Origin of the sequence: Gimesia chilikensis (assembly GCF_007744075.1) — a bacterium.
GTDB classification, from domain to species: Bacteria; Planctomycetota; Planctomycetia; order Planctomycetales; family Planctomycetaceae; genus Gimesia; species Gimesia chilikensis_A.
The window spans coordinates 6,854,291-6,876,656 of record NZ_CP036266.1; the positions used below are offsets into that span (position 1 = coordinate 6,854,291).

Consider the following 22,366-nt stretch of genomic DNA (forward strand, 5'->3'; position numbering starts at 1 on the left):
CCTTTCAGTAGACCGGAGAACACAACGATGATGATGGGGAATTCCTTGGAACGGAATCAGACTTCACTGACTTACCGCAGCCTGAGCCTGTTTTTACTGCTAGCCGTCCTGATGACACCGCTGGGGCTGACCGCCCGCAGCTTTGCATACCAGGATGAAGCTGCTCCTGCCGGTGAAGCACCTGCCGCTAACGAAGCCCCCGCTGGTGAAGCACCCGCGGCTGGAGAAGCCCCTGCTGGCGAAGCACCTGCAGCCGGTGGAGCTCAGCCTGCTGCCAACGGTCCCGCACCTGCTGCTGCCTCTGAAAGCTTCCTGTCCTGGATGATTCGCGCTTCCGGTTTCTTCGGTCTGATCCTGTTGCTGCTGTCCTTCCTGATGGTTGCCTTGATCATGGCTAACGTACTTTCGATTCGTCGCGACAACCTGATGCCACCTGATCTGATCGGTGCCTTTGAAGAAAAGCTGAATAACAAAGATTACCAGGGAGCCTTCGAGCTGGCAAAAAGCGATGACTCATTCGTCGCCCGCGTACTGGCAGCGGGCCTGAGCAAACTGAACCAGGGTTACTCAGAAGCCGTCGAAGGGATGCAGGAAGTCGGCGAAGACGAAAACATGGCTATGGAACACAAGCTGAGCTACCTGGCTCTGATTGGTGCCATCGCTCCCATGATCGGACTGATGGGTACGGTGTATGGTATGATTTTGAGCTTCCAGACCATCGCTAACTCGGCAACTTCCCCCAAACCTTCCGAACTGGCTGACGGTATTTCGACCGCTCTGTTTACCACACTGGAAGGTCTGACCGTTGCGATTCCCGCGATGATTTTCTACAGCCTGTTGCGAAACCGGGTTGCCCGCTTCTCACTGGAAGTCGGCATGATCAGCGAAAGCCTGATGAACCGTTTCTCTTCCAGCAGTAAATAAACCGCTAATTTCCAGCAGAGTCACTGTCTCTTAAACTGAGCAGTGACTTCTGTCGGAGAAAAGAGTGAACCGATGAAAATCAAATCAAAGAAGCCGGCTGTGGCTGACGTTGACATGACCCCCATGATCGACATCGTCTTTCAGCTCATTGCATTCTTCATGGTGATTACCAACTTCGAGCAGATCCAGGCAGACGAACGGGTGAAACTCCCTTCCGACTCCCTGGCCAAACCGCCCGAAGTCAAAGCCGCTGATGAACTGGTTCTGAACATTGGCTTCGAACGTAATTCTCAAGGAGAAATTACCGACCCCGAAGCCTATATTTTTTATAACGGTGAACCAATTCCAGTACTGAAATTCGGCCCTAAACTGGAACAGGAAGCCCGTATCTACAAGCAGAAGAACCAGGATCCCAAAGAGGTACCTGTGATTCTGCGGGCTGATGCGCTCGTTAAAACGGGGCTGGTTCAGGATTTGATCAAGCTCGCCCAGGAGAACGGTTTCACTAAGTTTGCCTTCAAGGCGACGCAGAAGATTCAATAACGCTATCTTTCAACGCATCAATGCATGCAAGTATTCAATAACAGGAACAGGTTCCTATGAAGTTACGCAGCTCAGGCCGGGAAGCAGAAAAAATCGAGCCCCAGATGGCGCCGATGATTGACGTGGTTTTCCAGCTGTTGATCTTCTTCATGCTGACGCTGAACATTGTTGAACCCGAAGGGGATTTCAACGTCAACATGCCGATCACGGACAGTAATACTCCGGCTGAAGACCCGAATATTTTCCCGGATATCAAAGTTCGCCTGGTCGCCAATGAAGATGGCTCGCTGAATACGATCCGTCTGGGTCAGGTCAATCTGGGTAACGGTCCCAATGTCTTTGCCGGTCTGAATCATGAGATTTTGAAGATCATCGGCAAACCGGGTAACCCGATCACCAAGGATATGGAAGTCGAGATCGAAGCTGACTACAACCTGCATTACGAATACACCCTGAAGGCCGTCAGTGCCTGCACAGGGCGGCTCGATTCTTCGGGCAAGCATATCATTCGTTATATTGAAAAGATCAAATTTGCCCCTCCCGTCGGTGGTCCCGCGGCGGGCAGTTAAGCAGAGAATTTTTCGCTAAAATGCTTACAGATATCCAAATCTGTGAGCATTTTTTCATTGGTGGCGACTCTCTTTTTTAATGACACCAATGTCCAACTCAAGCCACACCTGAAATTCATGCAGGAAACGGTTCTAACCGAATCTTTTTCAGTAGCAGGTAATCTGGGGTTAGGCTATAGTGTACGATCATCCTTAACCCGTAATACGGGCGTAAGGTTTATAATAACAGCTTGATCTATGCCGGCTCACCAGCCGGAAACAAGCTGCAGCATGTTGTGTGTTTGGGAGATCACACAATGATTTTGTTGCCTCGGTATCTGTTACCGGGATGCCTGTTGAAGAACTTTTATTGGTTTCTACAAAATTTGATGAAGGAAGTGACGAGGTCCTGCATTGAAAATGAACCAGCACCAACCGGCCCATTCACGAACAGATTGCACCCCTCAGGACAGGGATCTTCTACGAGATCCTTCCCACCGGATGCGTTCTTCAGACGAGTTGATTAATCAACTGCATTGATTCAACCACTCTGATCACCGACTCAAAATCATTCCCAAACTCTCTGGATGTCTTACACCCGTTTCAGAGTTCAGGAATGTTTCTGGATCTACACCCCAGGCTGTCGAACAGTCCCCGGATGTGGAAGTATGCGATGCGTGTCAGCGTTCAGGAGTCATAGGGAACAACTAACTAGAAGTTTGCCTTATACCTGAAGTGACCTAATACCAATGTTGTTAATCAGTATTCGAGTGCTCTACGCCTTTGTCTGTGCGGGAGCCATCGCAACGTACGTCAGCTCTAACCCGCCCAGCCCCGTGGATCAGTACCCCCTGATCGCATTTGTGCTGCTTATGATGTTGACCCAGGGCGTCACCTGCCTGGACCTGCTCATCAGCCAGAAGCGAATCGAGGTGATGTCTGCCATTTATTTCGGCCTGCTGGTCGGCGTTCTGCTCAGCTATCTGCTGATCCAGGCATTAAGCCCGGTAATTTCCAAAACGCCATGGGGGGAAGGTGTGGTGATGATCTCGACGCTGACGCTCCCCTACCTGTGTATATCGTTTCTCTTACAGACGAAGGACGATTTCCGTTTCATCGTGCCTTACGTTGAGTTCTCACGGGAACTGAAGGGGGGCCGTCCCCTGGTGCTGGACAGTAGCGCCCTGATTGATGGTCGTATTGCCGACGTTGTGGAAACCAAGATCCTTGACTCAGAAATGGTAGTTCCTGACTTCATCCTGAAAGAGGTTCAGGATATTGCCGATAGCAGTGACAAAGTCCGGCGTGTCCGGGGCCGTCGCGGCCTGGATATTCTTTCTGCCTTGCAGAATAATCCGAACGTCGACATCTCAATGTACGATGCCAAAGAGACAGAAAAAGAAAAGGGACTCACCGTCGATCAGCGACTGGTGGTGGCAGCGAAAAAACTGGGGGGAAGAGTTGTGACTAACGACTTCAACCTCAACAAGGTCGCCAGTGTGCAGGGGGTCGATGTCATCAACCTGAACGATGTCGCCAACTCGCTGAAACCGCGTTACCTGCCTGGGGAACACATCCAGTTGAAAATCATCAAGGAAGGGGAATCCCAGGGACAGGGTGTGGGTTACCTGGACGACGGAACGATGGTGGTCTGCGAACAGGCCAATCACCTGGTGGGACGCGACGTGGATGCCGTGGTAACCAGTGTGCTGCAGAGCAGTGCCGGCCGCATGATCTTTGGCCGCGTCACCGAAAGCCGCTAACCCCATTCACAGCGGATGTCTGTTATGAATGAGCGCAAAACGAACCGGATCGGAATTGCCGTTGTGGAACACCAGCGGCAGTTCCTGATCGGTGTACGTGATCACTCGACAACTCTCGCAGGGCATCATGAGTTTCCAGGGGGGAAATGTGAACCCGGGGAAGCCCCGGACGTCTGCGCCGCCCGAGAGTGTCTTGAAGAGACGGGGCTTTCTGTTCGCCCCGCGGAGGAACTGCTCTACGTCGAACACGCGTACGATCATGCAGACGTGTTGTTGCATTTCTGGTTATGTCACCCGGAACCAGCTGTGCCCGCTCATCTGCTCACAGAAGACCTGAAAGGGTTCCGTTGGATCCCGGCTGAGGAACTGCCCGCCTTAAATTTTCCCGCCGCAAATGCGCCGCTGATCGATCTGCTGATCAACGCCTACGTTCGCAGCTGACAACTACTGAATTTACGCCTCGCTAGTGGAATTCCACCCGTCAGATCCGATTTGACAAGGCCGTTCCATGGCCTAAACTTCAGAGTCGTATTTAAACACCTCAATGGTATTAATCCCTATCTGAAGCGGGCTGGAATAGAATGGGCTATTCAATCACTCAGGCACAACCGAGTGACGATCAGGAAGAACTGATTTCCCTGATTAATCGGAATTTTGATAAAAATGATTCCCAGTGGTTCGACTGGTCGCATCGACAGAATCCCTTCGGGCAAAACTACTGCTGGCTCGCCCGGGAAGAAGGAGCCGGGAAGCTGATCGGTTCTACGGGGCTGCTCAGCCGACGTATGAATTATCAGGGAGAGCCTCTATATTTTGGTCAGGCCGAGGCGATTAACATTGATCCCGAACATCGCTCTGCCCAGGCTGCCATCAAGTTGCAACGAGCATTGGTTTCGCATCTTCCGGAAACCGACTTCAAGTTCGTGTACGGTATGACGGAAACCGCCGCTGCCGTGTTCCAGCGCTGTCGCTACAAAAAAGTCGGCACCTTCCAGCACTGGGTAATGCCGCTGCGAAGCGAGTATAAGCTCAAAAATAAAATCTCAAACCCGCTAGTGAGAAAAGGAGCAGCCACCTTTGTTGATCTGGGGCTGCGTCTCTATTCACTGGAGTCTCGAACGTTCCTGTCACCGCGACTCAACACCAATTTTGAAGCCCCCTTTGATGAACGGTTTCATGATCTGTTCACTCGGCATTCACAGGATTTGATCACAGTAGAACGGACGCGTGAATTTCTGGAATGGCGTTTCTGCCAGGAGCCGACTTCCCGATTCCAGATTATGACACTGGAAAACAGAGAGCAGGAACTGCTGGGATACATCGTGTATGTGATCGGCGAGACAGGCAGAAACGGAGACCACGCTGCCGGGATTCAGGACTTCTTCTACAAAGATGAATCGACTCTCAAGACCATGCTGGCTGCTTTTATTCAGCAGTGCCGACAGATCGGGATGGATTCGATCGTCATGAATTATTTCGGTCGACAGGAAATCGGGAAGCTGTTATCGCGCTTCGGATTTTTCCAACGCAAGTCGGCGACTCAGGTCTTCGTATATCAGAACCCTCAGTTCTCTGATTTACAGAAGGATACGATCCTCGACCCGGAACACTGGCATCTGACCAACGCCGAGCTGCTGTCTTAAGCAGCCACAGTCTTAGCAGTCACAAACTGGTTATTGTGCGTTATTGTTCCGTCTGCGCTGTTCGCGGGCTCGCATTTCGGCGGCCCCGGCCGAGTTGGTATGGTTACCAGCAGTCGCCAGGGTGGGGATACCATAACCGAAGCCTTTGAGGCCATTGAACCAGAGCTGATTCCCACTGAAGGGATCGAGACAGTAAGTGTATCCATCAATGGAGACAAACAGCTGTTCTTCATCCACCATGACCGCAACATAGCCGGAGCGACCTTTAGGCGCTTTCCAGCTCCAGATCAGAGCACCGGTGTCTCGGTCTAATGCCAGAACACGCGAGTTGAATCCGAGGAAGAGCAGATCGTTGATCTCGTAAGAGTCGGTTCTGCGTGGTCTCTGATCGGAGAACGCATTGTCATCCAGAAATCCGCCACTCATGGGAACAGTTCCTGATTGAGTTGTGAAACAGGTCTGGCTCCCGATTTTCTGCCGTTGTCGAAGCCACTCTGAGAACGGATTAATCGATGGGACGGATCACGGGTTTTGCAGCCGTTTTCTCTTTATTCAGCTTTTCCGGTCCCAGGGAAGGATCGATGGCAACTGCACGTTCGAAATCTTCAGCCGCCAGTTTATGCTTGCCCTGCTTCTTGTAATTTTCAGAGCGTTTCAGATATGCCTGGGCGACGACTTCGTCAATCCGGCGGGCACGTTCAAAATCGCGCAAAGCATGATCGAGATCGCCCCGTTGCATGAAGGCATCGCCGCGGACTGAATAAGCCTCGGGATTCGGCTGGATTTTGATGGAACGCGAACATTCCTGAATACAACGATCCAGCTCTTTCTCTTCAAGATAGAGTGCGCCCCGAATCAGGTAACCGCGGCCGGTATCCTGGGTCAGTTCGACGATCTTCGCGTAATCCTGCATGGCAGATTCGCGTTCTTCTGAAGCGAGAAAGAACTGTGCCCGTTCCAGCAGCAACTCGGTATTTTCCGGATCCTTAACCAGCTGCTCATTGATGGCAGCCAGTTGCTGTAACCAGACCAGCTTCTGTTTGTCCGCGTCTGCTTTTTTCTTGTCACCCGCTGACTCATAAGCCGTCATCCGTTGACGATAGAACTTCTGGTTCTGTGGGCTGAGTTCAATTGCCTTTGTGAAATCGGCAATCGCCTTGTCGTATTTTTCCTGCTTCTGCCAGGCCAGTCCCCGGTTATCATAAGCGTTCAGATACTTCGGGTTTTCCTGGATGACTTTGTTTAAGATCTTAATCGCCTCATCACCCTCACCCAGATTCATCAGTGTGAATCCCAGGTTGTTCATGGCGTCCAGGCTGTCCGGTTTGATCTTGAGCACCTGCTCGAAATCAGCACGGGCTTCCTTGAGCTTGCCAGACGTCGCGAAGAGCAACCCACGGTTATTGTAAGCATGGTGACTGTCGGGCTTGAGTTCGATCGCTTTGGTGAAATCGTTCAACGCGAGCTGTCCGCCGCCCCGGGTCATGAAAAACAGTGCCCGCGTATAATAATACTGGGCAACTCCAGGCTGCATGTCGATGGCTTTGGTCAAGTCCACGATGGCATTGGCGTCCTGCTTCAGGTCTGCCCAGGCGCTGCCTCGATGGAAATAGTATTTGGCGACCTGGGGATTCAGCGTAATGGCCGAGTTGAGTACCCGCGTCGCGTCAGGCAGCTTGCCCTGTTTAATCAAGGCACGTGCCTGCAGGAACAGCTCTTCCGCTTTCTTCTGAGCGGCCTGATCGACAGACGCCTGCTGTACCGCAGGTTCAGAGGCAGATGGTGTCTCGACTGGCTTCGCACCGGCCTCCGGTTTCACGGCGGCGGTGTCCTGCTGCGCAGCCTGCTTTTGCTCCACGGATTGTGCTTCATCTGATTTAACTGCTTGCTGTGCAGCTGGTTGCGACTCAGCACCACATCCACTTACCAGAAAGAAACCGACCAGCATCCCTGCAATCTGACGCTTCATTTTTGCTATCACCTACTTTGTGTATCCATACCTGTTGCATAAAATGCAATTAATCCTGCGAAGGCTTGTAAATCGACATTGAAAATCTGTCAATCCCAATTGATTTTCCGCCATTTTCATGAATGGACGTCGTGCTCCCGATCTTTTACAATCCGGGGACTACAATCCTGTCTTGAACTTTGATTTAACCTTAAAGGAACCTGTCACTTGCAGTTACCACGTAACCCGACCAGAGAAGTGAAAATTGGCTCAGCTGTCATCGGCAACGCGAATCCGATCGCCGTCCAGAGTATGACAGCGACCAAGACCAGCAACATCGATGCCACTGTTGCCCAGATTCACTCCCTGGAAGAGGCAGGGGCGGACATCGTGCGTGTGGCCGTCGATAATCGTCGCGAAGCAGCCGCCCTGATCGAGATTCGCAAGCAGACAACAGTTCCCATCAGCGTGGACCTGCAGGAGAACTACCGTCTGGCGGAAGTCATAGCCCCATACGTGAATAAACTCCGCTACAATCCGGGGCACCTGTATCACCACGAACCGGAAAAACCCTGGCAGGATAAAGTCCGCTTCATTGCCGAAATTGCCCGCGACAATGATTGTGCACTCCGCGTCGGAGTCAACTGTGGCTCGGTCGACCCTGCCAAGCTGGAAAAGTACGATCCTGCAGACTCGATCTCGCCTATGCTGGAAAGCGCCCTGGATCACTGTACGTTTCTGGAATCGATCGACTTCACTCGCTTCTGTGTCTCTCTGAAAGATTCGGATCCCGCAAAAGTCGTTGAAGTTAACACCCGTTTCGCTGCACAGCGGCCCGATATCCCGCTGCACCTGGGCGTCACCGAAGCCGGGATGCCCCCCGACGGGATCATCAAGACCCGCATGGCTTTCGAACAGCTGATCAGCAAAGGGATTGGCGACACGATTCGCGTTTCGCTAACTGTCCCCAACGACCGTAAGGGGGAAGAAATCGAAGCCGGCCGCGCGATTCTGAAAGACATCGCGGAAGGCCGGGTACGAACGGTAGTCGACTTTGATCTGAAGGGGCTGAACATCATCAGCTGCCCCAGTTGCTCCCGGGTAGAGAATGAAGTTTTCGTCGACCTGGCGGCTGACGTCAAGAAGATGACCGAGTACGCCAAAGACCACAAGCTGACGATTGCCGTGATGGGCTGTCGCGTAAATGGACCGGGCGAAACCGATGATGCCGACCTGGGACTCTGGTGTGGTCCGAATTATGTGAATCTCAAAAAAGGGAGTGAATCTCTGGGACGCTACTCCTATGATGAGATTCTGCCGCGACTCAAAAGCGAACTGGATGCCCTGATTGAAGAACAGACGGCCCAGATTTAAACTCAACGCGCGCGACACATATTGCTCATTTTTCCAATCTTTCTTCCCGGAAGGCATGAACGTCCATCATGGCCAATTCAAACTCTTCGAACGATCTGACCACCGCAACCATTCTTATCTTCGGAGCCTCAGGCGATTTGACCGCCCGTAAGTTAATTCCATCACTCTATGATCTGTGGAGTGAAGGTTACCTCTGTGAAAATCTGCCGATCATTGGTCTGGCACGTCGCTCTAAGACGGATGAAGAGTTCCGCAACGAACAGCGCGACACCGTCTCACAGTTCACCCGCACCGGGACAGTCACCGATGAAAAATGGGAACAGTTTTCGAAACGGCTCTACTACCGGGAAGTCGATATCACAGACGAGAGCGATCACGTCCACCTCAAAGACACGATCGAAGCGGTCGAACGGGAAACCTTAGGGGACACGATTTCGAAACGGGTTGCCTACCTGGCCACGGCCCCTTCACTGTTTTATCCCTCCGTGCAGGCACTCTCCCGCGCAGGGATGGTTCCCAAAAATACGAGCGAAGAGTGGTTGCGGGTCGTCATTGAAAAACCATTCGGTCACGATCTGGAATCGGCCCAGGAGCTCAGTACCCAGTTAAGTGAACTGCTCAGCGAAGATCAGATCTACCGCATCGACCATTACCTGGGTAAAGAGACCGTGCAGAACATTCTGCTCTTCCGGTTGAGTAACTCGATCTTTGAACCGCTGTTGAACCGTAATCATGTCGACCATGTTCAGATCACCGTAGCGGAGTCACAGGGGATCGAACATGGCCGAGGCGGTTATTACGATCGCTCGGGGGCCCTGCGGGATGTGTTACAGAATCACGTGCTGCAACTGCTCTGTCTGATCGCCATGGAACCGCCGGCCCTGTTCAGTGGCGAAGAAATTCGCGATGAAAAACTGAAAGTGTTAAAAACGCTGGCCCCCGGATCGAAAGGCCCGATCTCCGATTGGGCGATTGCCGGTCAATACACGGCCGGCCAGTCATTCGGACAGGCTGTTCCCGGTTATCGTGAAGAAGAACGTGTTCCCGCCGACTCCCGTCGGGAAACATTCGTAGCGATGGAAGTCATGGTTGAGAACTGGCGTTGGGAAGGGGTGCCCTTCTATCTACGCACCGGCAAACGACTGCCGGAACGTGTCAGTGAAATTGCCATCCAGTTCAAACACCCGCCGATGAACCTGTTTACGACCGTTGAATGTGATGGCGACATCTGTTCGCTGGTTGAACGCAAGCCGAACGAACTGATCTTCCGCATTCAGCCCAAAGAGTCGATCTCGATGAAGTTTTCAACGAAGCGGCCCGGGATGCAGTATCAGATCCAGCCGGTCACCATGGACTTTGCCTTTGAAGACGCCTATCACAAAAGTCTGCCCGAAGCATACGAGCGACTGCTAATGGATGTACTCCGCGGCGACTCCACGCTGTTTACCCGTAGTGACGAACTGGAGGCTGCCTGGAAATTCGTCACCCCCGTACTCGACCAGTGGGAGAAAGGTGATCATACACCAGAACCTTATTATGCAGGTACCTGGGGCCCCTCAGGTGCAACAAACCTGTTGAGCAAATCAGGCCGACGCTGGCGAACCCCTTCTACAAGCAAGAAGGAATAAGCAGACGCATCGTTAATCCGCGGAGTCAGTCAGCTCTGACTCCTGCGGTCCCGCTAACTTTTGCTTCAGTACCTGCAGTGGCTTTGAGAGCAGCAGGTACAGTACGACTCCCAGGACGGCTCCCAGCGTATCAGCAACCCAGTCCTTGACGCTCGGTTCCCGTTTTAATACTGGGATACCCTGTAACATCTCATCAACAATTCCAAACAGGCTCACGCCCACTACGATCAACAGCAGACGCTTCAGGGACAGTCGATCCCAGCGCAGTGACAGCCACCAGGTCAGTAGAAACGCCAGCCCTGCGTAAGCGATAAAATGCAGGGGCACATCGGTTCCCTGGGGGATCGTCCCTTTTTTCAAAGGGACGTGAGTCGCGGTAAACAGCACCATCAAGTATAGAATCAGCAGCGTACGAACCAAAAGTTGATAACGATGCATCACTTCCCTGCCCAATCGAGTGTCAACTGTTACCGAATCCCCTGCAGACAGATCATCTTCATCTGGAATCAAACCTTATAGGGGGCTTTCTGTCGTGCTTCCGGATGTGCTTCCAGATAGCTGGCGATTCGATCTTTGCGGGAGAGCGCTTCCGGAATGAAGTCGATGGCCTGTTCCAGACGATCGTTGGGTTCCGCACAGCTGAACCGCAGGAATCCATGACCGGCTTCGCCAAAACATTCGCCTCCCAGACACGCGATACCGAAATCATCATCGGCGCCTTGTAACAGATAGAGAGCCAGACCATGGCTTGTGATTCCCAGTTCGTTACAGACGGGAGCAACGTTCACGAACACATAAAATGTGGCATGGGGATCGAGGGCATGAAAATGCTCGATCTCATTCAGCTTGTTGGTCAGCAGCACGACTTTTTCGCGGAACTTCAACATGACCTCATCGCGTTCCTGCGAATCCTTGTTCAGCGCTGCTGCTCCCGCCAGCTGTACGATGGGGGGAGTACAGGAGAGGGTGGTGTTGACCATTTTGCCGATGGAGGTCGCGACCTCTTCTGAAGCGACGCAGAACCCAAGCCGCCAGCCACTCATGCTGTAAGATTTCGAAAAGGTGTAAGCAGACACACACTGATCCATCATTCCAGGCTGTGCCAGGATCGAATGATGTTTGCCCTGCCAGACCATATGACAGTAAGGCTCATCGCTGAAGACGGCAATGTTCTTGCCACGAATCAGGTCGGCAATCGCTTTCAGATCAGATTCCTCAATCACACCGCCGGTAGGATTGTGAGGTGAGTTCAGGAAGATTGCTTTGGGAGCAGGGTCTTCATTGATGAATTTCTCAATGTCAGCCAGATCGGGTCGGAACTCATTCTCCTGCTTCAGGTCGGAGAGCACCATCCGCGCGCCGCGGCGTTCAATGTTTGGCAGATAGGTCGGGAAGTAGGGACTGAAAACGAGTACGCCGTCCCCGGGGTTCAGAAAAGCTTCACAGAAGAACTGTTCGAAGACCTTAGCCCCTGGCCCGACAACAATATTTTCCGGCTTGGCATCAACCTGAAACTCACGGGAGACGAAATCGGCAGCCGCCTGACGGAACTCGGGAATCCCCGGAGAGGCACAATAGTGCGACTGGTTATTCTGAATGGCTTCAATTCCGGTGGCCTTCGCGGAAGCGGTACTGTCAAAGGGGCTGTCTCCCACTTCCAGTTCCACAACATCTTTGCCTTGCGCTTTGAGTTGTTTCGCAATTGCCAGAACACTGAAGGCGGTTTCCACGGTAAGAGACTGAGCAAAATCACTTAATTGTAAAGCCACGAAAGAATCCCCTTTGAGGTTGAAGTTATTCCGGAAGTGTTCTCAATGCTGACTACTTTAAAGGGGGCGCCCGTTTTTTGAAACTGGTTCGGCCCCCATTCTCTGAAACTGACTTTATTTCACGCGCGTTATTTCGTTGAGATCGCCTGCGCCAGCGGACGCAGAACCTGATCGATCACATAGTCTTTCATCAACTGATCCGATTTGGCTTTCAGATCATACATGGTGTCTTCGAGACGGGTGTCTGCCGACAGGCTACCGTACTGCCTGAGGGTAAAGAACACCGAGATCTGTTCGTCAGGAAAATCGTCACGGCGGACCTGGTAGGCGTTCGTACGGGTTTCGATCATCAGGCGTGCCTGGCAGCGACAGGAGTCATCCAGGCTGAGGGTAATCGAAGGTTCATAATTCAATGCCCGGGAACCGGGAATCTGCAACAGGCTGTCCACTGCCTGATTTGCTCCCAGCGCTTCCGCGACCAGCGCGTCGTGATTTCCCCGATAGGAAAAATCAAATCCGACGATATAGTCGAGTGCCTCACAGTCGAGCGGACTGACTGACAACATATAGGGCACTAGCTCCAGCATGAGCTGATGTTGAGTGAGGCAGTCGTCCGGGTCATTGGGATTAAAATAGCCACTGCAGACCCGTTGCGTTTCCAGGGACATCCACCGCTGCTGGCCGACCTCTTCCTTATCTTCCTCCAGAATGAAGCCGTTTTCTCCCCGGTTATAAAAATTGCGCATCGAGGGAAACGATTTCTGCACCCGCTCAAAAAAATTCAGTACTGTATCCCGTGAGGAAGGCAGCGTCATTTCCGTGCATAAATTCAGGTTCACGAAATAATCGTCGGACAGCATACTGTAAGGGTGCATAATCGTTCTATCATCTTGTATATTAGCAGCACGAGCCCAGTCAGGGTCCGAGATTCAGAAGCGCAACAGTCAGCCTATTCTACCGGAGGTTTTCAGATGGGTCAAAGAACAGTTGCAGATCCGCAGGGAGTTCGCAGTAGCGAACAGAAAACCAGTGTTGGTCAGTCATCTCCCCTGAAATGCTCCCTGTTTACCACCGAAACAGGCTGGTGTGGACTGTTGGGGAGGGATAATACGGTAACCCGACTCTGGATGGGACACCATTCCCGCGCTGATGCACTGGAATCACTGCAAAAAATCTGCGAGCAAAATCCTGAGCTTAAAGAGGAACAAATCGAAGAAGCCGACTGGTTTCCAGAACTACGAGAGCGACTTCAGGATTATTTTCAGGGAGCCCGGGTCGATTTTCAGGACATCGCTCTGAACCTGCCTCAACTGACGGCATTCCAGTCCCGAGTCATTCAGGCCCTGCAGCAGGTCGGTTACGGTGAGTTAATCACTTATGGAGAGCTGGCCAGTAAAGCAGGCTCACCACGGGCCGCTCGCGCGGTGGGAACGGTGATGGCCGGAAATCGAATTCCAGTGCTGATCCCCTGCCACAGAGTTGTTGCTGCGGGAGGAAAACTGGGAGGCTTTTCTGCTCCACAGGGAACTTCGCTGAAAGCGCATCTGCTGCAACTCGAATCCCGGGGATTCACAGAGTAAGCCCGCTTCCAGAGACTCTGCGAGCTATCGTCTCAGGCGGACTTTCGCAGTTCAGCTGATCTGTCTGACGCTGCGCGGGAGCGAGATGCTGCGGTTCGTTTTTTGCGTTCTGCTTCCTGCTGCTGATCGAGCATGGCCTGTTCAAACAGAAAGATCCGCTGCCCCAGGCGATCGATCCGCCGGGTGACGGAATTCGAGGTTTGTTCCATGCCTGCAGACACGAGCGTAATGACTCCCAGAAAGAGCAGCATTTGCCCGGCAGTACTGATCAACCAGCCGGTAGAAGCATAGTTGGCTGGTCCACCATAGTAACCCCAGAGCACGAGTGTCGTTCCAATCGTTAAGACTGCCACGCCACCATAGGCCATCAGCTGACCGACCAGTCCCAGCCAGTTCGGCTTCTGATCCTCTTCTTCGATCAGGCTCTGAATATCGCGAAAATCGGAATGCAGGCGCGGTGTTACTGGCTCGTATTCTTCTTCGACTTCTTCTGTGTTGTAAGCTTCCGTTTCTGAAGTTTCGTCTGTCCAGCTGGTAGAATCTTCCTGTACGAAAGCGGGTTCACTCTTCGGAGCCGCAACGGGGGCTTCCTTCACCTGCGGTGTTTCTGCTACTGGCGGTTTCAAATTTTCTGGCGGCTTCTGTTCTGTGGAAGCAAATAACGAAGAAGCGTCCTGCACGCGTGATTCGGCTTTTGTCAGAGGCCCGTAGGGGTCCAGAATATCGCGATTCGACCAGCGCGCCAGCAGTTCGCGGGCTTCTTTGGTTTTATCACTGATTCGAGCTGCAGCCGTACTTCCCATGTCATTTCCACAGATCGCGCAATGGATCCGCGTGGAATCGGAAGAGACTTCGGCAGCCACATCTGACTGGCAACTTGTGCACCACATAAGGCACCTGGTTTTGATAACTGAATAACTGGAGAGGACTTGAGAGTTCGCTGAAATGCTTTGTAGATGGGAGAGAGACAGGGATTATCAATACTTGGCCATTTGATGCAAGACCGTTTTTCATTTCCAGACCAGAGCTCAAGCAGGTCATGACCGCAGTTCACTTCGAGAATAGAAAAATATGCAGAGTGTGAAATACACCACAGATTGAACCCGGACCGCCTGCAATACTGAGGCTGTGATTCACCTGTTGTGATTCAAAACATGCCACAAGGGGACCGTCTGACACAGCCGCCCCCTGGTTCGAACCATGGCCCAACCTAAAAACGTCTGTTCGAGTAATTTTTCAGGAGAAACGAATGAATCTGGTCCGCGTATTTTTAACGGCAGCATTTCTGGCATCAACTGTCATGCTCAGCCATGCCGTGGAAGCCAAAGAAGCTCCCGTTGCATTAGATGGAAACTGTGCCGTCTGCCTGGTGAATGGAAAGAAAATTGTCAAAGGGAAACCGGAATTCAAAGTGGTCTTCGATGGCCAGACTTATCTTTTTCCATCTCAAAAAGTGAAACAGGAATTCGAGGCGAGCCCCGAAAAGTATGTGCCGGCACTCAAGGGTGACTGCACCGTCTGTTATGCCCATCATGATGGTCATCGCAATCCGGGAACCGTCGATCACATCAGCTTTTACCAGGGACGCGTCTTTCTGTTCCCCAACGAACAGATCAAAGCTGTATTTGATAAAGCACCTGCAAAATACTCAGACGTCGATCTGGCCTGTGACGGAAAATGCATCGTCTGCAAGGTCGATGGTGGAAAAGATGTGCCTGGTAAAGCGAAGTTTACTGCCATCCATAAAGGCATGCGTTACCAGTTTCCGAGTGAAGCTGTTATGCAGAAATTCCAGGCAAGTCCTGATAAATATATTTCCCAGCTTAAAGCTGACACCAGCACCAGTAGCACCACGGATGCTGCATCACAGCTTGTCTCAGTCACTGGAACCACCGGTTGTGCCGCCTGTCAGTTTGGCGTACATCCTAAACAGGATCCCGGAGAACTGGGACTCGCCGTTAAAAGTGAGGATGGAAAAATCTATGTGATCGAAGGTGCTCACAAATCCCATCCCAGCCTGTATGACAGCCGTTTTGAGAGCTTGAAGGTCAAAGTCAAAGGTAAAGAAATTGCATCTAAAGGCAAATTCGTCTGGCTCGCCCCTCAATCAATTGAAACCGTGAAATAAGCGAAGCAACAAAAAAACAGCCTGAGACCAATTGGTTTCAGGCTGTCTGAATACATTGATTATTGGCAACACCTGGCAGCGCCTGTTCTTCCTCTCTCTTCCAACCTGAGTTGAAGAACGCTGTCAGGTGTTTTTTAATTACCGGGCCAGGTAATAAGAAGGATTTGATGTAAAGCGCTCCCGCTCTGCATCACTGGAGAAGAACACCAGACGTTCCCGATAGACGCCTCCTGCGTAGGGATCACCTTCGACAGATTGATTTCGTTCCAGTTTCGATACACGACACTGTCCATCGAAAGCCGGCCAGTATTCCATCGGGTTCGCATCAAACTTATGTTTGTGTTCAAGAGAAGCGAAGCAAAGCTTACGTCCCTTGAATTCTGAAGTGAACTTCGCATTCCCTTCCCGCAGCTCCTGGTCGTCGAGCATGCTGACCAGACAGACTCCTTTGAATGCAAATTCGGGAACCACTTCCTTCTGGCTCATTTTCTTGATTTCTGCTGTCTGGGTTTTCGCAGGAGCAGCCTGCTCATGATTTACCAGGCAAATTTTCTGCAGGTGTCCCGACATTTCGCGGGCAGCCACATAACCTGACAGCTTTTTGACCACCTTCAGCTCGGGAGAAATAATGACCGTTGTAGGCAGACCGGCGACACCGATGGCTTCTACGAATTCCGGATTTTCATCTGCATCCACGCGAAGTGGAATGAAACAGGAATTGATGTGCTTAATCACCTTCTGATCTTTGAAGGTTTCTTTATCCATTTTATGACAGTAGCCACACCAGCTGGCTCCAATCTGAATGAACATTGATTTTTCCTGAGCGCGGGCCTGCAGGGCAGCCTGCTTCAGGTTGGTTTGCCAGCTGATTTCATCCGCTCTCAAGGCGGGAGTGAAAGACTGGAGAAAAACAAAACTTAATGTCAGAACGAGTAAGTTCCTGGCGCGCATAACAATCCCTTATGATAGTAGCCCAAAAATTCCTGCACGCTTTACATATCGGACAGATTTGATGATTCGTTCAGTTTGCAGGATTATTCTGGATCAGATTTTTGTAATTGATTTGAGGTTTAGAACGATTCGTAAGCTCAGATAAACACTGAGGATAACGCAGGGGATTTATCTCCCCCAGTTTCACAGTGCGACCGCTTTTGCAGGGTAGGTTGTGTCGGTAGTTTTTTCAGAGTTACCAACATACTTCATACGTAAAGTATTCATATTTTATTGGATAATTTTGTCATAAATCCGTCTGTGATGAAGATCGTCTTTCTGTGCGCCAGGGACTGTAAAGCAGCTTACAAAAGCAGTTCCAGCAGGCAGGACTTGCCTGTGACTTGAATACTCAAACTCTGAAATTCATGGAGTTTACAGCTCAGACTTTGAGAGCAGGAGAAGGGGGATTTTTCTTTGATTTGCCGTATCCTCAGTTTAAATTCAGAGTCAAATGTGAGATAACTCACAGAACAATTGAGGAGCGGGTTTTAGTCTTAACTCCTTGTCTGAAATTTCATTCTTTCCTGCGATAGAAACGTTGAGGTATTCCATGAAACGTCCTGATCTCAATCGACGTGATTTTAATCGAATGACACTCGCCGCCTTTGGTGGGATGGTCGCTGGCTCGATGACGGGCTGCCAGCCAAAATCAGAACCAGCTCCGCAGACACCAGCAACCGGTGACGAAGCCGGTAGTACAACCTCTGAAGGACACGATGATCACGACCACGATCATGCCGATGATGCAGGAGCGGCAAAGGGAAATAAAGATGTCAGCCTGCTGATGAAAGAGCCACACGTCTGTCGTGGACTGAATACCTGCAAAGGAACGAACGCAGGCATCAAAAACGACTGTGCTGGCCTGGGTGCCTGTGCTTCTGTCGCCGAGCATGCCTGCTCTGGTCAGAACGAGTGCAAAGGCCAGGGTGGCTGTGGCACCAACCCCGGTATGAATTCCTGTAAAGGAAAAGGGGGCTGTCATATTCCGCTGATGGAAGGTGCCTGGAAACTGGCCCGCGCTGAATTCGAAAAAGCGATGGAAAAAGCCGGCAAGAAAGTCGGTCCCGCTCCAGAACCTAAAAAAGAGTAATCTCGCATAAAGTAAAATTCGACAGGCTCCTGATCCAGCACATTGGATCAGGGGCCTGTTTTTTGAGCCAGATCACCACACTGTAAACACAACAGCACCCGGGAAATCGCTCAGAGGGAAAGACGAATGACAGAGCCGCGTCTTGGACATGAAAATCTCGGACTGGGAGTCGGTCTGCGGACCGTTCACTTCTCACACATTCTGGAACATCAGCCGGAAGTCGACTGGTTCGAAATCATTTCCGAAAACTTCATGGATTCACAGGGACGCCCCCGCCACGTTCTGGAGCAGATTGCAGAGCGCTACCCGATCGTCATGCATGGGGTCTCCCTCTCAATCGGCAGCACCGATCCCCTCAATCGGGACTATCTCCATAAACTGAAAACACTGGCCAACTCAGTTAATGCCCGCTGGATTTCAGACCATGTCTGCTGGACGGGAGTGGCAGGTCGGAACACCCACGACCTGCTGCCGATTCCCTACACTGAAGCGACGCTGACGCATATCGTCGAACGGATTCGTACTGTTCAGGAGATTCTTGAACGGCCCCTGATCCTCGAAAATCCGAGCAGCTATCTCGAGTTTCAAGATTCGACCATGAGTGAGTGTGAATTTATCTGTCGCATGGCGGAAGAAGCCGATTGTGGACTGCTGCTGGATGTCAATAACGTCTATGTCTCGAGCGTGAATCATGAATTTGATCCCGTCTCTTACGTAGAGTCAATTCCGGCAGAACGGGTCGTGCAGTGTCACCTGGCGGGCCACACGAACTGTGGCACGCATCTGATTGACACGCACAACGGCCATGTGGTGAATCCGGTCTGGAATCTGTTTCAATTGCTACATCAGCGTACGGGAGGCGTGGCAACACTACTGGAATGGGACGCTGACATTCCGCCTTTCCCGACCGTGCACGCAGAAGTCTTAAAAGCCCGGCAATACATGGATGAAAACCTGGTCATCCCAGCGCAGGATTCCCCGGAAAGCGGGTCTATCCAGTCTGAGGCAATCCCGCATCCGGCTTCATTTATCGCGGCAGAATTCGAATGAGTCAGCAACCACGCCATCTGGAGCAGATTCAGCGCTGGATGCAGGCCGTAATTACCTGGCCGGGTGAAATCCAGGATGGAATTGCTTCAGAGGATGCGCAGTCTGCGATCCCTCTCAACCCTGATGAACTCGAAACCGTGATTACCCGCTCCAGCCAATTGACCAGTCAGGAACGCATTGGAATCTATGCCAACGCCTATTACGCCCGGTTACTGGAATGCCTGAGTGAGGAATACCCGGCACTGATCGCGGTTCTGGGAGAGACCGCATTTGGGGCTTTCTGTATGCAATATCTGCAGTCGTGTCCCTCAACCAGTTATACCCTGGGGGATCTGGGCGCCCAGTTCCCTGAATTCCTCTCTGAAAACAGACCGGCTCGGGAACAGTCAGACGAACCGGACTGGACCGATTTCCTCGTGGAAGTCGCAACGCTGGAGCGACTTTACAGCGAAGTCTTCGATGGACCGGGCATCGAGCAGACGCCCCTGTTGACGCCGGAAAAACTGAACTCCCTCTCTCCCGAAGAGTGGCCTGAACTGAAACTGCAGTTAGCGCCCTGCTTCCGACTGTGCCGGTTCCACTATCCTGTGCACGAATTCATTACCTCTGTCCGGAAGTCAGAAGAGCCAGCCATTCCGGTCCCCCAAACCACCTGGCTGGCGATCACCCGCCGCAACTTTGTTGTCCGACGCGAGAGCATTTCCGAGCCTGAATACTTACTGCTTTCACAATTGCAGGAGGGACGGAGAATCGGAGAAGCGATAGCCGTGCTGATAGAAGCAAAACTGCTGGATCCCGAAGATCTCGTCGCTCATCTGCACGAATGGTTTCGCCACTGGACTGCCGCGGCGTTCATTATTGGATTTACAACTGAGTAAGTGGAGCAACTGCTGATCTCAGAGCGGATTTCCGGGACTTGAGACGAAATCAAGCGAATTCAATTTTTGCTTCAAAATCGTGCCTGTTGAAAAGAATGGGAAATTTAGATAGTCTGGCAAAAGAATTACTGCTCAAAATCAAGGGAATATCGGCTCCGCAGGCAGATACAAATCAACAAATCAGGATGTATTGTCGCCTGACAGGTCGCCGCCTCAAAGCACCCGCGTGCCCCGCATTGACACAAAAACGGCTCGGAATTACAGTCCCGACTTATAAAAATTACACACGGAATATTCTTTAGCTTATTTTCAAGAAAATGATCAGCAGCGGGGCTGTCAGGGAGGGCAGCAATATGAAGGGCATCATCATGTGTTGTGTTGCAATGTTGCCAGCCTTTGAAATCGCGGGGTGTACGCAACGAAACTCCCTGCCTCCTGTGACTATTAATTCCCCCGCTCCCATGCCAGCCCCTCAATACCCGGCTCAAGCAGCAAAGCCAGCCCCCACGGGGCCTCTGTTTACCACGCCTCCGACGATTGCAATCGAACCGTCAAACCCCTGGAAACCCGAAGCAGAGGTGCGTGACTGGGAATATATTGTGATTCATCACACCGCGTCGTCATCAGGCAGTGTCGAGAGCATTCACGAACTGCACAGCAAGAAAAAGGATAAATCCGGTAATTCCTGGCTGGGAATCGGTTATCACTTCGTGATTGGCAATGGCAATGGCATGCCCGACGGAGAGATCGAATCCACCTTCCGCTGGCGTGAGCAGATGCATGGAGCCCATGCAGGAAATAATGCGTACAACCAGAAAGGGATCGGGATCTGTCTGGTTGGAAATTTTGAAAATGAACCTCCCACAGACGCACAAATGGCTGCTGTGAAGAAGCTCGTGGGAGTACTCAAAGCGGAATACAATATCTCCAGCCAGAACGTACAGGGACACCGCGATGTGAAAGCGACCGCCTGCCCCGGGAAATACTTCCCCATGAGCGAAGTCGCCTCTGCCGTTGATCTGCCCGTTCTGGGATCAACGTCCCCACCTGAACCCACGAGAAAACCTGAGATCGAACTGGCTCAGGAATAGCCCTACCAGACAACCCCACATTTAAGACTACCCCCTGATTCACTCACTGAAAGCAAAATGAAAATGGATTATTCTCAACGTCTTAAATGGATTGAACATGTTTTACAGACAGAGAGCAGAGGGTTAGACCGTCTCGATACTTCAGGCAGCAACTCGGAACCGACCTCGGAGACAGAGACCACTCTGAATCTGCCGCTGAAGCATATTTCCCTGTTTCGCCCTGAACATTACCAGTCGGGTTACGCTTATCCGCTCGTGATCTGGTTGCATCCTGATTGTGGATCAGAACACGACCTGCATACCGTAATGCCCAAAATCAGTACCCGGAATTATCTGGGGCTTTCATTCCGGGCTCCGGCCATTGATCCCAAAGCACCACAGAACGGCTATCGCTGGCCCGACAGCCAGTTGTTTATTGAGTTGTTTCTCAGTCAGGTGGAACAGACGGTAGAAGAATTGAAAAAGGTATTCCACATCCATCCCGATCGGATTTATCTGGCAGGGAAGGGCACCGGTTGTTCAATTGCCACCCGCCTGCTGCTGCAGTCAGAGAACCTGTTTGCGGGAGCCGCTCTCCTGGAGGGACATTTCAGCAAGCATGATTTCCAGTACCAGGAAACCGGTAATCTCGCAGGAAAACGGATTCTGCTGGATCCACAGCACTCCCAGCAGCCCCTGTCCACACAGCGACTGATGAGACTCTGGAAAACCAGAGGCGCGGATGTCCAACTCCCGCATCCGTCTCAGCATTCAGGACAAAACCAGGGGCGCGAACTTCTGCGGGCCCTCGATTACTGGATCATGGAAGGAATTTCTACTGCGAAGCTGGCCTGAGTCATGTTCTCTGCCCACAGCTGATTGCGCCTGTACAGTTTCAATTACGACGATTAATCGGTTTATGCCGAAGTTTCCTGTCGTAATGCGTCCGGTCTGGCCGATGAATTAACTGGAACCCGGTACCGACACCGGAGTCCGACTGCTGAAATTTACGGGCAGCCTTTTGTGGACTGTTCGCTTTATTCTACCGACCGGCAAGGAGAGAACTATGATGGTGCGGCGTCTCATGCTCGCAGGGTTGTTCCTGTTTGTGGTTGGGTTGGCCACGTCTTTTTCCCCTGCTGATGCACAGGCAGCCGGACGCGGACAACCAACCGACTGGAAACGATTCTACTATTACCCCTATGTCTATTATCCCCAGAACTTCCAGCGACCTCAGGGGAGTTATGACAATCTCTATTACCGCTATCCGGAAAATATGAGAATCCCGGTTTACAACAAAGACTGGCACAACTTCTACCCCAGTGATCGCCCTTACCACAAAGGCAATCACTTCTATCTGGACGTCTTTTAAAAGACTCCCTGCGTGACTCTCTACAGCACGCCCCGTGATCTGAACACCAAAGCCTGCGAAGTATT

At 51.7% G+C, this 22,366-nt stretch carries 23 protein-coding genes; 16 read left to right on the top strand and 7 right to left on the bottom strand.

Going from position 1 to position 22,366, the window contains the following annotated elements; translation table 11 throughout:
* Positions 1-27 precede the first annotated feature (27 nt).
* The 6 genes from HG66A1_RS25905 to HG66A1_RS25930 all read left to right on the top strand — a co-directional run bounded on the left by HG66A1_RS25905 (position 28) and on the right by HG66A1_RS25930 (position 5,421).
* A complete protein-coding gene (locus HG66A1_RS25905) occupies positions 28-924 on the top strand; it encodes a MotA/TolQ/ExbB proton channel family protein (protein WP_145191074.1) in 897 nt (298 codons plus the stop codon).
* Between the two features lie 72 nt (positions 925-996).
* Positions 997-1,467 (top strand): ExbD/TolR family protein, encoded by a 471-nt coding sequence (locus tag HG66A1_RS25910; protein ID WP_145191077.1) that lies wholly within the window; start codon positions 997-999, stop codon positions 1,465-1,467.
* A gap of 56 nt (positions 1,468-1,523) precedes the next feature.
* Positions 1,524-2,036 (top strand): ExbD/TolR family protein, encoded by a 513-nt coding sequence (locus HG66A1_RS25915; RefSeq protein WP_145191080.1) that lies wholly within the window; start codon positions 1,524-1,526, stop codon positions 2,034-2,036.
* A gap of 728 nt (positions 2,037-2,764) precedes the next feature.
* Positions 2,765-3,778 carry a PIN/TRAM domain-containing protein gene (locus tag HG66A1_RS25920; protein WP_145191082.1) on the top strand — a complete coding sequence of 338 codons (1,014 nt, stop codon included), beginning with the start codon at positions 2,765-2,767 and terminating at the stop codon, positions 3,776-3,778.
* A gap of 24 nt (positions 3,779-3,802) precedes the next feature.
* Positions 3,803-4,219 carry a (deoxy)nucleoside triphosphate pyrophosphohydrolase gene (locus tag HG66A1_RS25925; protein WP_197996807.1) on the top strand — a complete coding sequence of 139 codons (417 nt, stop codon included), beginning with the start codon at positions 3,803-3,805 and terminating at the stop codon, positions 4,217-4,219.
* Positions 4,220-4,359: 140 nt separating this feature from the next.
* Positions 4,360-5,421 (top strand): GNAT family N-acetyltransferase, encoded by a 1,062-nt coding sequence (locus HG66A1_RS25930; RefSeq protein WP_145191088.1) that lies wholly within the window; start codon positions 4,360-4,362, stop codon positions 5,419-5,421.
* 30 nt (positions 5,422-5,451) lie between these two features.
* Here the strand turns inward: HG66A1_RS25930 and HG66A1_RS25935 are convergent, their stop codons facing one another.
* On the bottom strand, positions 5,452-5,847 hold the full coding sequence (locus tag HG66A1_RS25935) for a PQQ-binding-like beta-propeller repeat protein (protein WP_145191090.1): 396 nt from the start codon (positions 5,845-5,847) through the stop codon (positions 5,452-5,454).
* Positions 5,848-5,926: 79 nt separating this feature from the next.
* Positions 5,927-7,390: a tetratricopeptide repeat protein gene (locus HG66A1_RS25940; RefSeq protein ID WP_145191093.1), complete on the bottom strand. Its 1,464-nt coding sequence runs from the start codon at positions 7,388-7,390 to the stop codon at positions 5,927-5,929.
* Positions 7,391-7,597: 207 nt separating this feature from the next.
* Here HG66A1_RS25940 and ispG point away from each other — a divergent pair, with 207 nt between their 5' ends.
* Complete coding sequence (gene ispG, locus HG66A1_RS25945; RefSeq protein ID WP_145191096.1) at positions 7,598-8,743, top strand: (E)-4-hydroxy-3-methylbut-2-enyl-diphosphate synthase; 1,146 nt, start codon at positions 7,598-7,600, stop codon at positions 8,741-8,743.
* Positions 8,744-8,811: 68 nt separating this feature from the next.
* Positions 8,812-10,371 carry a glucose-6-phosphate dehydrogenase gene (zwf, locus tag HG66A1_RS25950; RefSeq protein ID WP_145191098.1) on the top strand — a complete coding sequence of 520 codons (1,560 nt, stop codon included), beginning with the start codon at positions 8,812-8,814 and terminating at the stop codon, positions 10,369-10,371.
* Between the two features lie 12 nt (positions 10,372-10,383).
* On the opposite strand, the gene HG66A1_RS25955 is transcribed toward zwf, so the two are convergent.
* From HG66A1_RS25955 to HG66A1_RS25965, 3 genes are all read right to left on the bottom strand, one after another.
* On the bottom strand, positions 10,384-10,809 hold the full coding sequence (locus HG66A1_RS25955) for a VanZ family protein (RefSeq protein ID WP_145191101.1): 426 nt from the start codon (positions 10,807-10,809) through the stop codon (positions 10,384-10,386).
* A 68-nt stretch (positions 10,810-10,877) separates the two neighbouring features.
* Positions 10,878-12,140: a pyridoxal phosphate-dependent aminotransferase gene (locus HG66A1_RS25960; RefSeq protein ID WP_145191104.1), complete on the bottom strand. Its 1,263-nt coding sequence runs from the start codon at positions 12,138-12,140 to the stop codon at positions 10,878-10,880.
* 128 nt (positions 12,141-12,268) lie between these two features.
* Positions 12,269-13,015, bottom strand: coding sequence for a hypothetical protein (locus tag HG66A1_RS25965; RefSeq protein WP_228030239.1), 747 nt, complete (start codon positions 13,013-13,015; stop codon positions 12,269-12,271).
* Positions 13,016-13,111: 96 nt separating this feature from the next.
* Here HG66A1_RS25965 and HG66A1_RS25970 point away from each other — a divergent pair, with 96 nt between their 5' ends.
* Positions 13,112-13,720: a methylated-DNA--[protein]-cysteine S-methyltransferase gene (locus HG66A1_RS25970; protein WP_145191107.1), complete on the top strand. Its 609-nt coding sequence runs from the start codon at positions 13,112-13,114 to the stop codon at positions 13,718-13,720.
* 32 nt (positions 13,721-13,752) lie between these two features.
* Here the strand turns inward: HG66A1_RS25970 and HG66A1_RS25975 are convergent, their stop codons facing one another.
* Positions 13,753-14,610, bottom strand: a complete 858-nt coding sequence (locus tag HG66A1_RS25975; RefSeq protein ID WP_145191110.1) for a hypothetical protein — start codon at positions 14,608-14,610, stop codon at positions 13,753-13,755.
* Between the two features lie 359 nt (positions 14,611-14,969).
* On the opposite strand from HG66A1_RS25975, the gene HG66A1_RS25980 reads away from it, so the two are divergent.
* Entirely contained in the window at positions 14,970-15,848 is an 879-nt protein-coding gene (locus tag HG66A1_RS25980) for a YHS domain-containing protein (RefSeq protein WP_145191113.1), read from the top strand.
* A gap of 138 nt (positions 15,849-15,986) precedes the next feature.
* Here HG66A1_RS25980 and HG66A1_RS25985 read toward each other — a convergent pair whose 3' ends face one another.
* The gene (locus HG66A1_RS25985; protein ID WP_145191116.1) at positions 15,987-16,799 is read right to left on the bottom strand and encodes a DUF255 domain-containing protein; all 813 of its coding nucleotides are present in this window, start codon (positions 16,797-16,799) and stop codon (positions 15,987-15,989) included.
* Positions 16,800-17,391: 592 nt separating this feature from the next.
* Here HG66A1_RS25985 and HG66A1_RS25990 point away from each other — a divergent pair.
* The 6 genes from HG66A1_RS25990 to HG66A1_RS26015 all read left to right on the top strand — a co-directional run bounded on the left by HG66A1_RS25990 (position 17,392) and on the right by HG66A1_RS26015 (position 22,301).
* Positions 17,392-17,931 carry a hypothetical protein gene (locus HG66A1_RS25990; RefSeq protein ID WP_145191118.1) on the top strand — a complete coding sequence of 180 codons (540 nt, stop codon included), beginning with the start codon at positions 17,392-17,394 and terminating at the stop codon, positions 17,929-17,931.
* A 126-nt stretch (positions 17,932-18,057) separates the two neighbouring features.
* Complete coding sequence (locus tag HG66A1_RS25995) at positions 18,058-18,981, top strand: DUF692 domain-containing protein (protein WP_145191121.1); 924 nt, start codon at positions 18,058-18,060, stop codon at positions 18,979-18,981.
* Positions 18,978-19,859, top strand: a complete 882-nt coding sequence (locus HG66A1_RS26000; RefSeq protein WP_145191124.1) for a putative DNA-binding domain-containing protein — start codon at positions 18,978-18,980, stop codon at positions 19,857-19,859. Before HG66A1_RS25995 ends, HG66A1_RS26000 begins: the two co-directional genes overlap by 4 nt.
* A 353-nt stretch (positions 19,860-20,212) precedes the next feature.
* Positions 20,213-20,950, top strand: a complete 738-nt coding sequence (locus tag HG66A1_RS26005) for a peptidoglycan recognition family protein (protein WP_232102050.1) — start codon at positions 20,213-20,215, stop codon at positions 20,948-20,950.
* Between the two features lie 63 nt (positions 20,951-21,013).
* Positions 21,014-21,784: an alpha/beta hydrolase gene (locus HG66A1_RS26010; RefSeq protein ID WP_145191127.1), complete on the top strand. Its 771-nt coding sequence runs from the start codon at positions 21,014-21,016 to the stop codon at positions 21,782-21,784.
* A 214-nt stretch (positions 21,785-21,998) separates the two neighbouring features.
* Positions 21,999-22,301, top strand: a complete 303-nt coding sequence (locus tag HG66A1_RS26015) for a hypothetical protein (protein WP_145193918.1) — start codon at positions 21,999-22,001, stop codon at positions 22,299-22,301.
* Positions 22,302-22,366 lie beyond the last annotated feature (65 nt).

What these genes read in the sequence shown, in the direction of transcription:
- HG66A1_RS25970 (WP_145191107.1), top strand. Translation starts at nt 13,112, where the DNA reads ATGGGTCAAAGAACAGTTGCAGATCCGCAGGGAGTTCGCAGTAGCGAA.
- HG66A1_RS25935 (WP_145191090.1), bottom strand. Translation starts at nt 5,847, where the DNA reads ATGAGTGGCGGATTTCTGGATGACAATGCGTTCTCCGATCAGAGACCA.
- HG66A1_RS25980 (WP_145191113.1), top strand. Translation starts at nt 14,970, where the DNA reads ATGAATCTGGTCCGCGTATTTTTAACGGCAGCATTTCTGGCATCAACT.
- HG66A1_RS25995 (WP_145191121.1), top strand. Translation starts at nt 18,058, where the DNA reads ATGACAGAGCCGCGTCTTGGACATGAAAATCTCGGACTGGGAGTCGGT.
- HG66A1_RS25920 (WP_145191082.1), top strand. Translation starts at nt 2,765, where the DNA reads ATGTTGTTAATCAGTATTCGAGTGCTCTACGCCTTTGTCTGTGCGGGA.
- zwf (WP_145191098.1), top strand. Translation starts at nt 8,812, where the DNA reads ATGGCCAATTCAAACTCTTCGAACGATCTGACCACCGCAACCATTCTT.
- HG66A1_RS25975 (WP_145191110.1), bottom strand. Translation starts at nt 14,610, where the DNA reads ATGTGGTGCACAAGTTGCCAGTCAGATGTGGCTGCCGAAGTCTCTTCC.
- HG66A1_RS25930 (WP_145191088.1), top strand. Translation starts at nt 4,360, where the DNA reads ATGGGCTATTCAATCACTCAGGCACAACCGAGTGACGATCAGGAAGAA.
- HG66A1_RS26005 (WP_232102050.1), top strand. Translation starts at nt 20,213, where the DNA reads ATGAAGGGCATCATCATGTGTTGTGTTGCAATGTTGCCAGCCTTTGAA.
- HG66A1_RS25910 (WP_145191077.1), top strand. Translation starts at nt 997, where the DNA reads ATGAAAATCAAATCAAAGAAGCCGGCTGTGGCTGACGTTGACATGACC.
- HG66A1_RS25985 (WP_145191116.1), bottom strand. Translation starts at nt 16,799, where the DNA reads ATGCGCGCCAGGAACTTACTCGTTCTGACATTAAGTTTTGTTTTTCTC.
- HG66A1_RS26000 (WP_145191124.1), top strand. Translation starts at nt 18,978, where the DNA reads ATGAGTCAGCAACCACGCCATCTGGAGCAGATTCAGCGCTGGATGCAG.
- HG66A1_RS25915 (WP_145191080.1), top strand. Translation starts at nt 1,524, where the DNA reads ATGAAGTTACGCAGCTCAGGCCGGGAAGCAGAAAAAATCGAGCCCCAG.
- HG66A1_RS25925 (WP_197996807.1), top strand. Translation starts at nt 3,803, where the DNA reads ATGAATGAGCGCAAAACGAACCGGATCGGAATTGCCGTTGTGGAACAC.
- HG66A1_RS25990 (WP_145191118.1), top strand. Translation starts at nt 17,392, where the DNA reads ATGAAACGTCCTGATCTCAATCGACGTGATTTTAATCGAATGACACTC.
- HG66A1_RS26015 (WP_145193918.1), top strand. Translation starts at nt 21,999, where the DNA reads ATGGTGCGGCGTCTCATGCTCGCAGGGTTGTTCCTGTTTGTGGTTGGG.
- HG66A1_RS25905 (WP_145191074.1), top strand. Translation starts at nt 28, where the DNA reads ATGATGATGGGGAATTCCTTGGAACGGAATCAGACTTCACTGACTTAC.
- HG66A1_RS25940 (WP_145191093.1), bottom strand. Translation starts at nt 7,390, where the DNA reads ATGAAGCGTCAGATTGCAGGGATGCTGGTCGGTTTCTTTCTGGTAAGT.
- HG66A1_RS25955 (WP_145191101.1), bottom strand. Translation starts at nt 10,809, where the DNA reads ATGCATCGTTATCAACTTTTGGTTCGTACGCTGCTGATTCTATACTTG.
- HG66A1_RS26010 (WP_145191127.1), top strand. Translation starts at nt 21,014, where the DNA reads ATGGATTATTCTCAACGTCTTAAATGGATTGAACATGTTTTACAGACA.
- HG66A1_RS25965 (WP_228030239.1), bottom strand. Translation starts at nt 13,015, where the DNA reads ATGCACCCTTACAGTATGCTGTCCGACGATTATTTCGTGAACCTGAAT.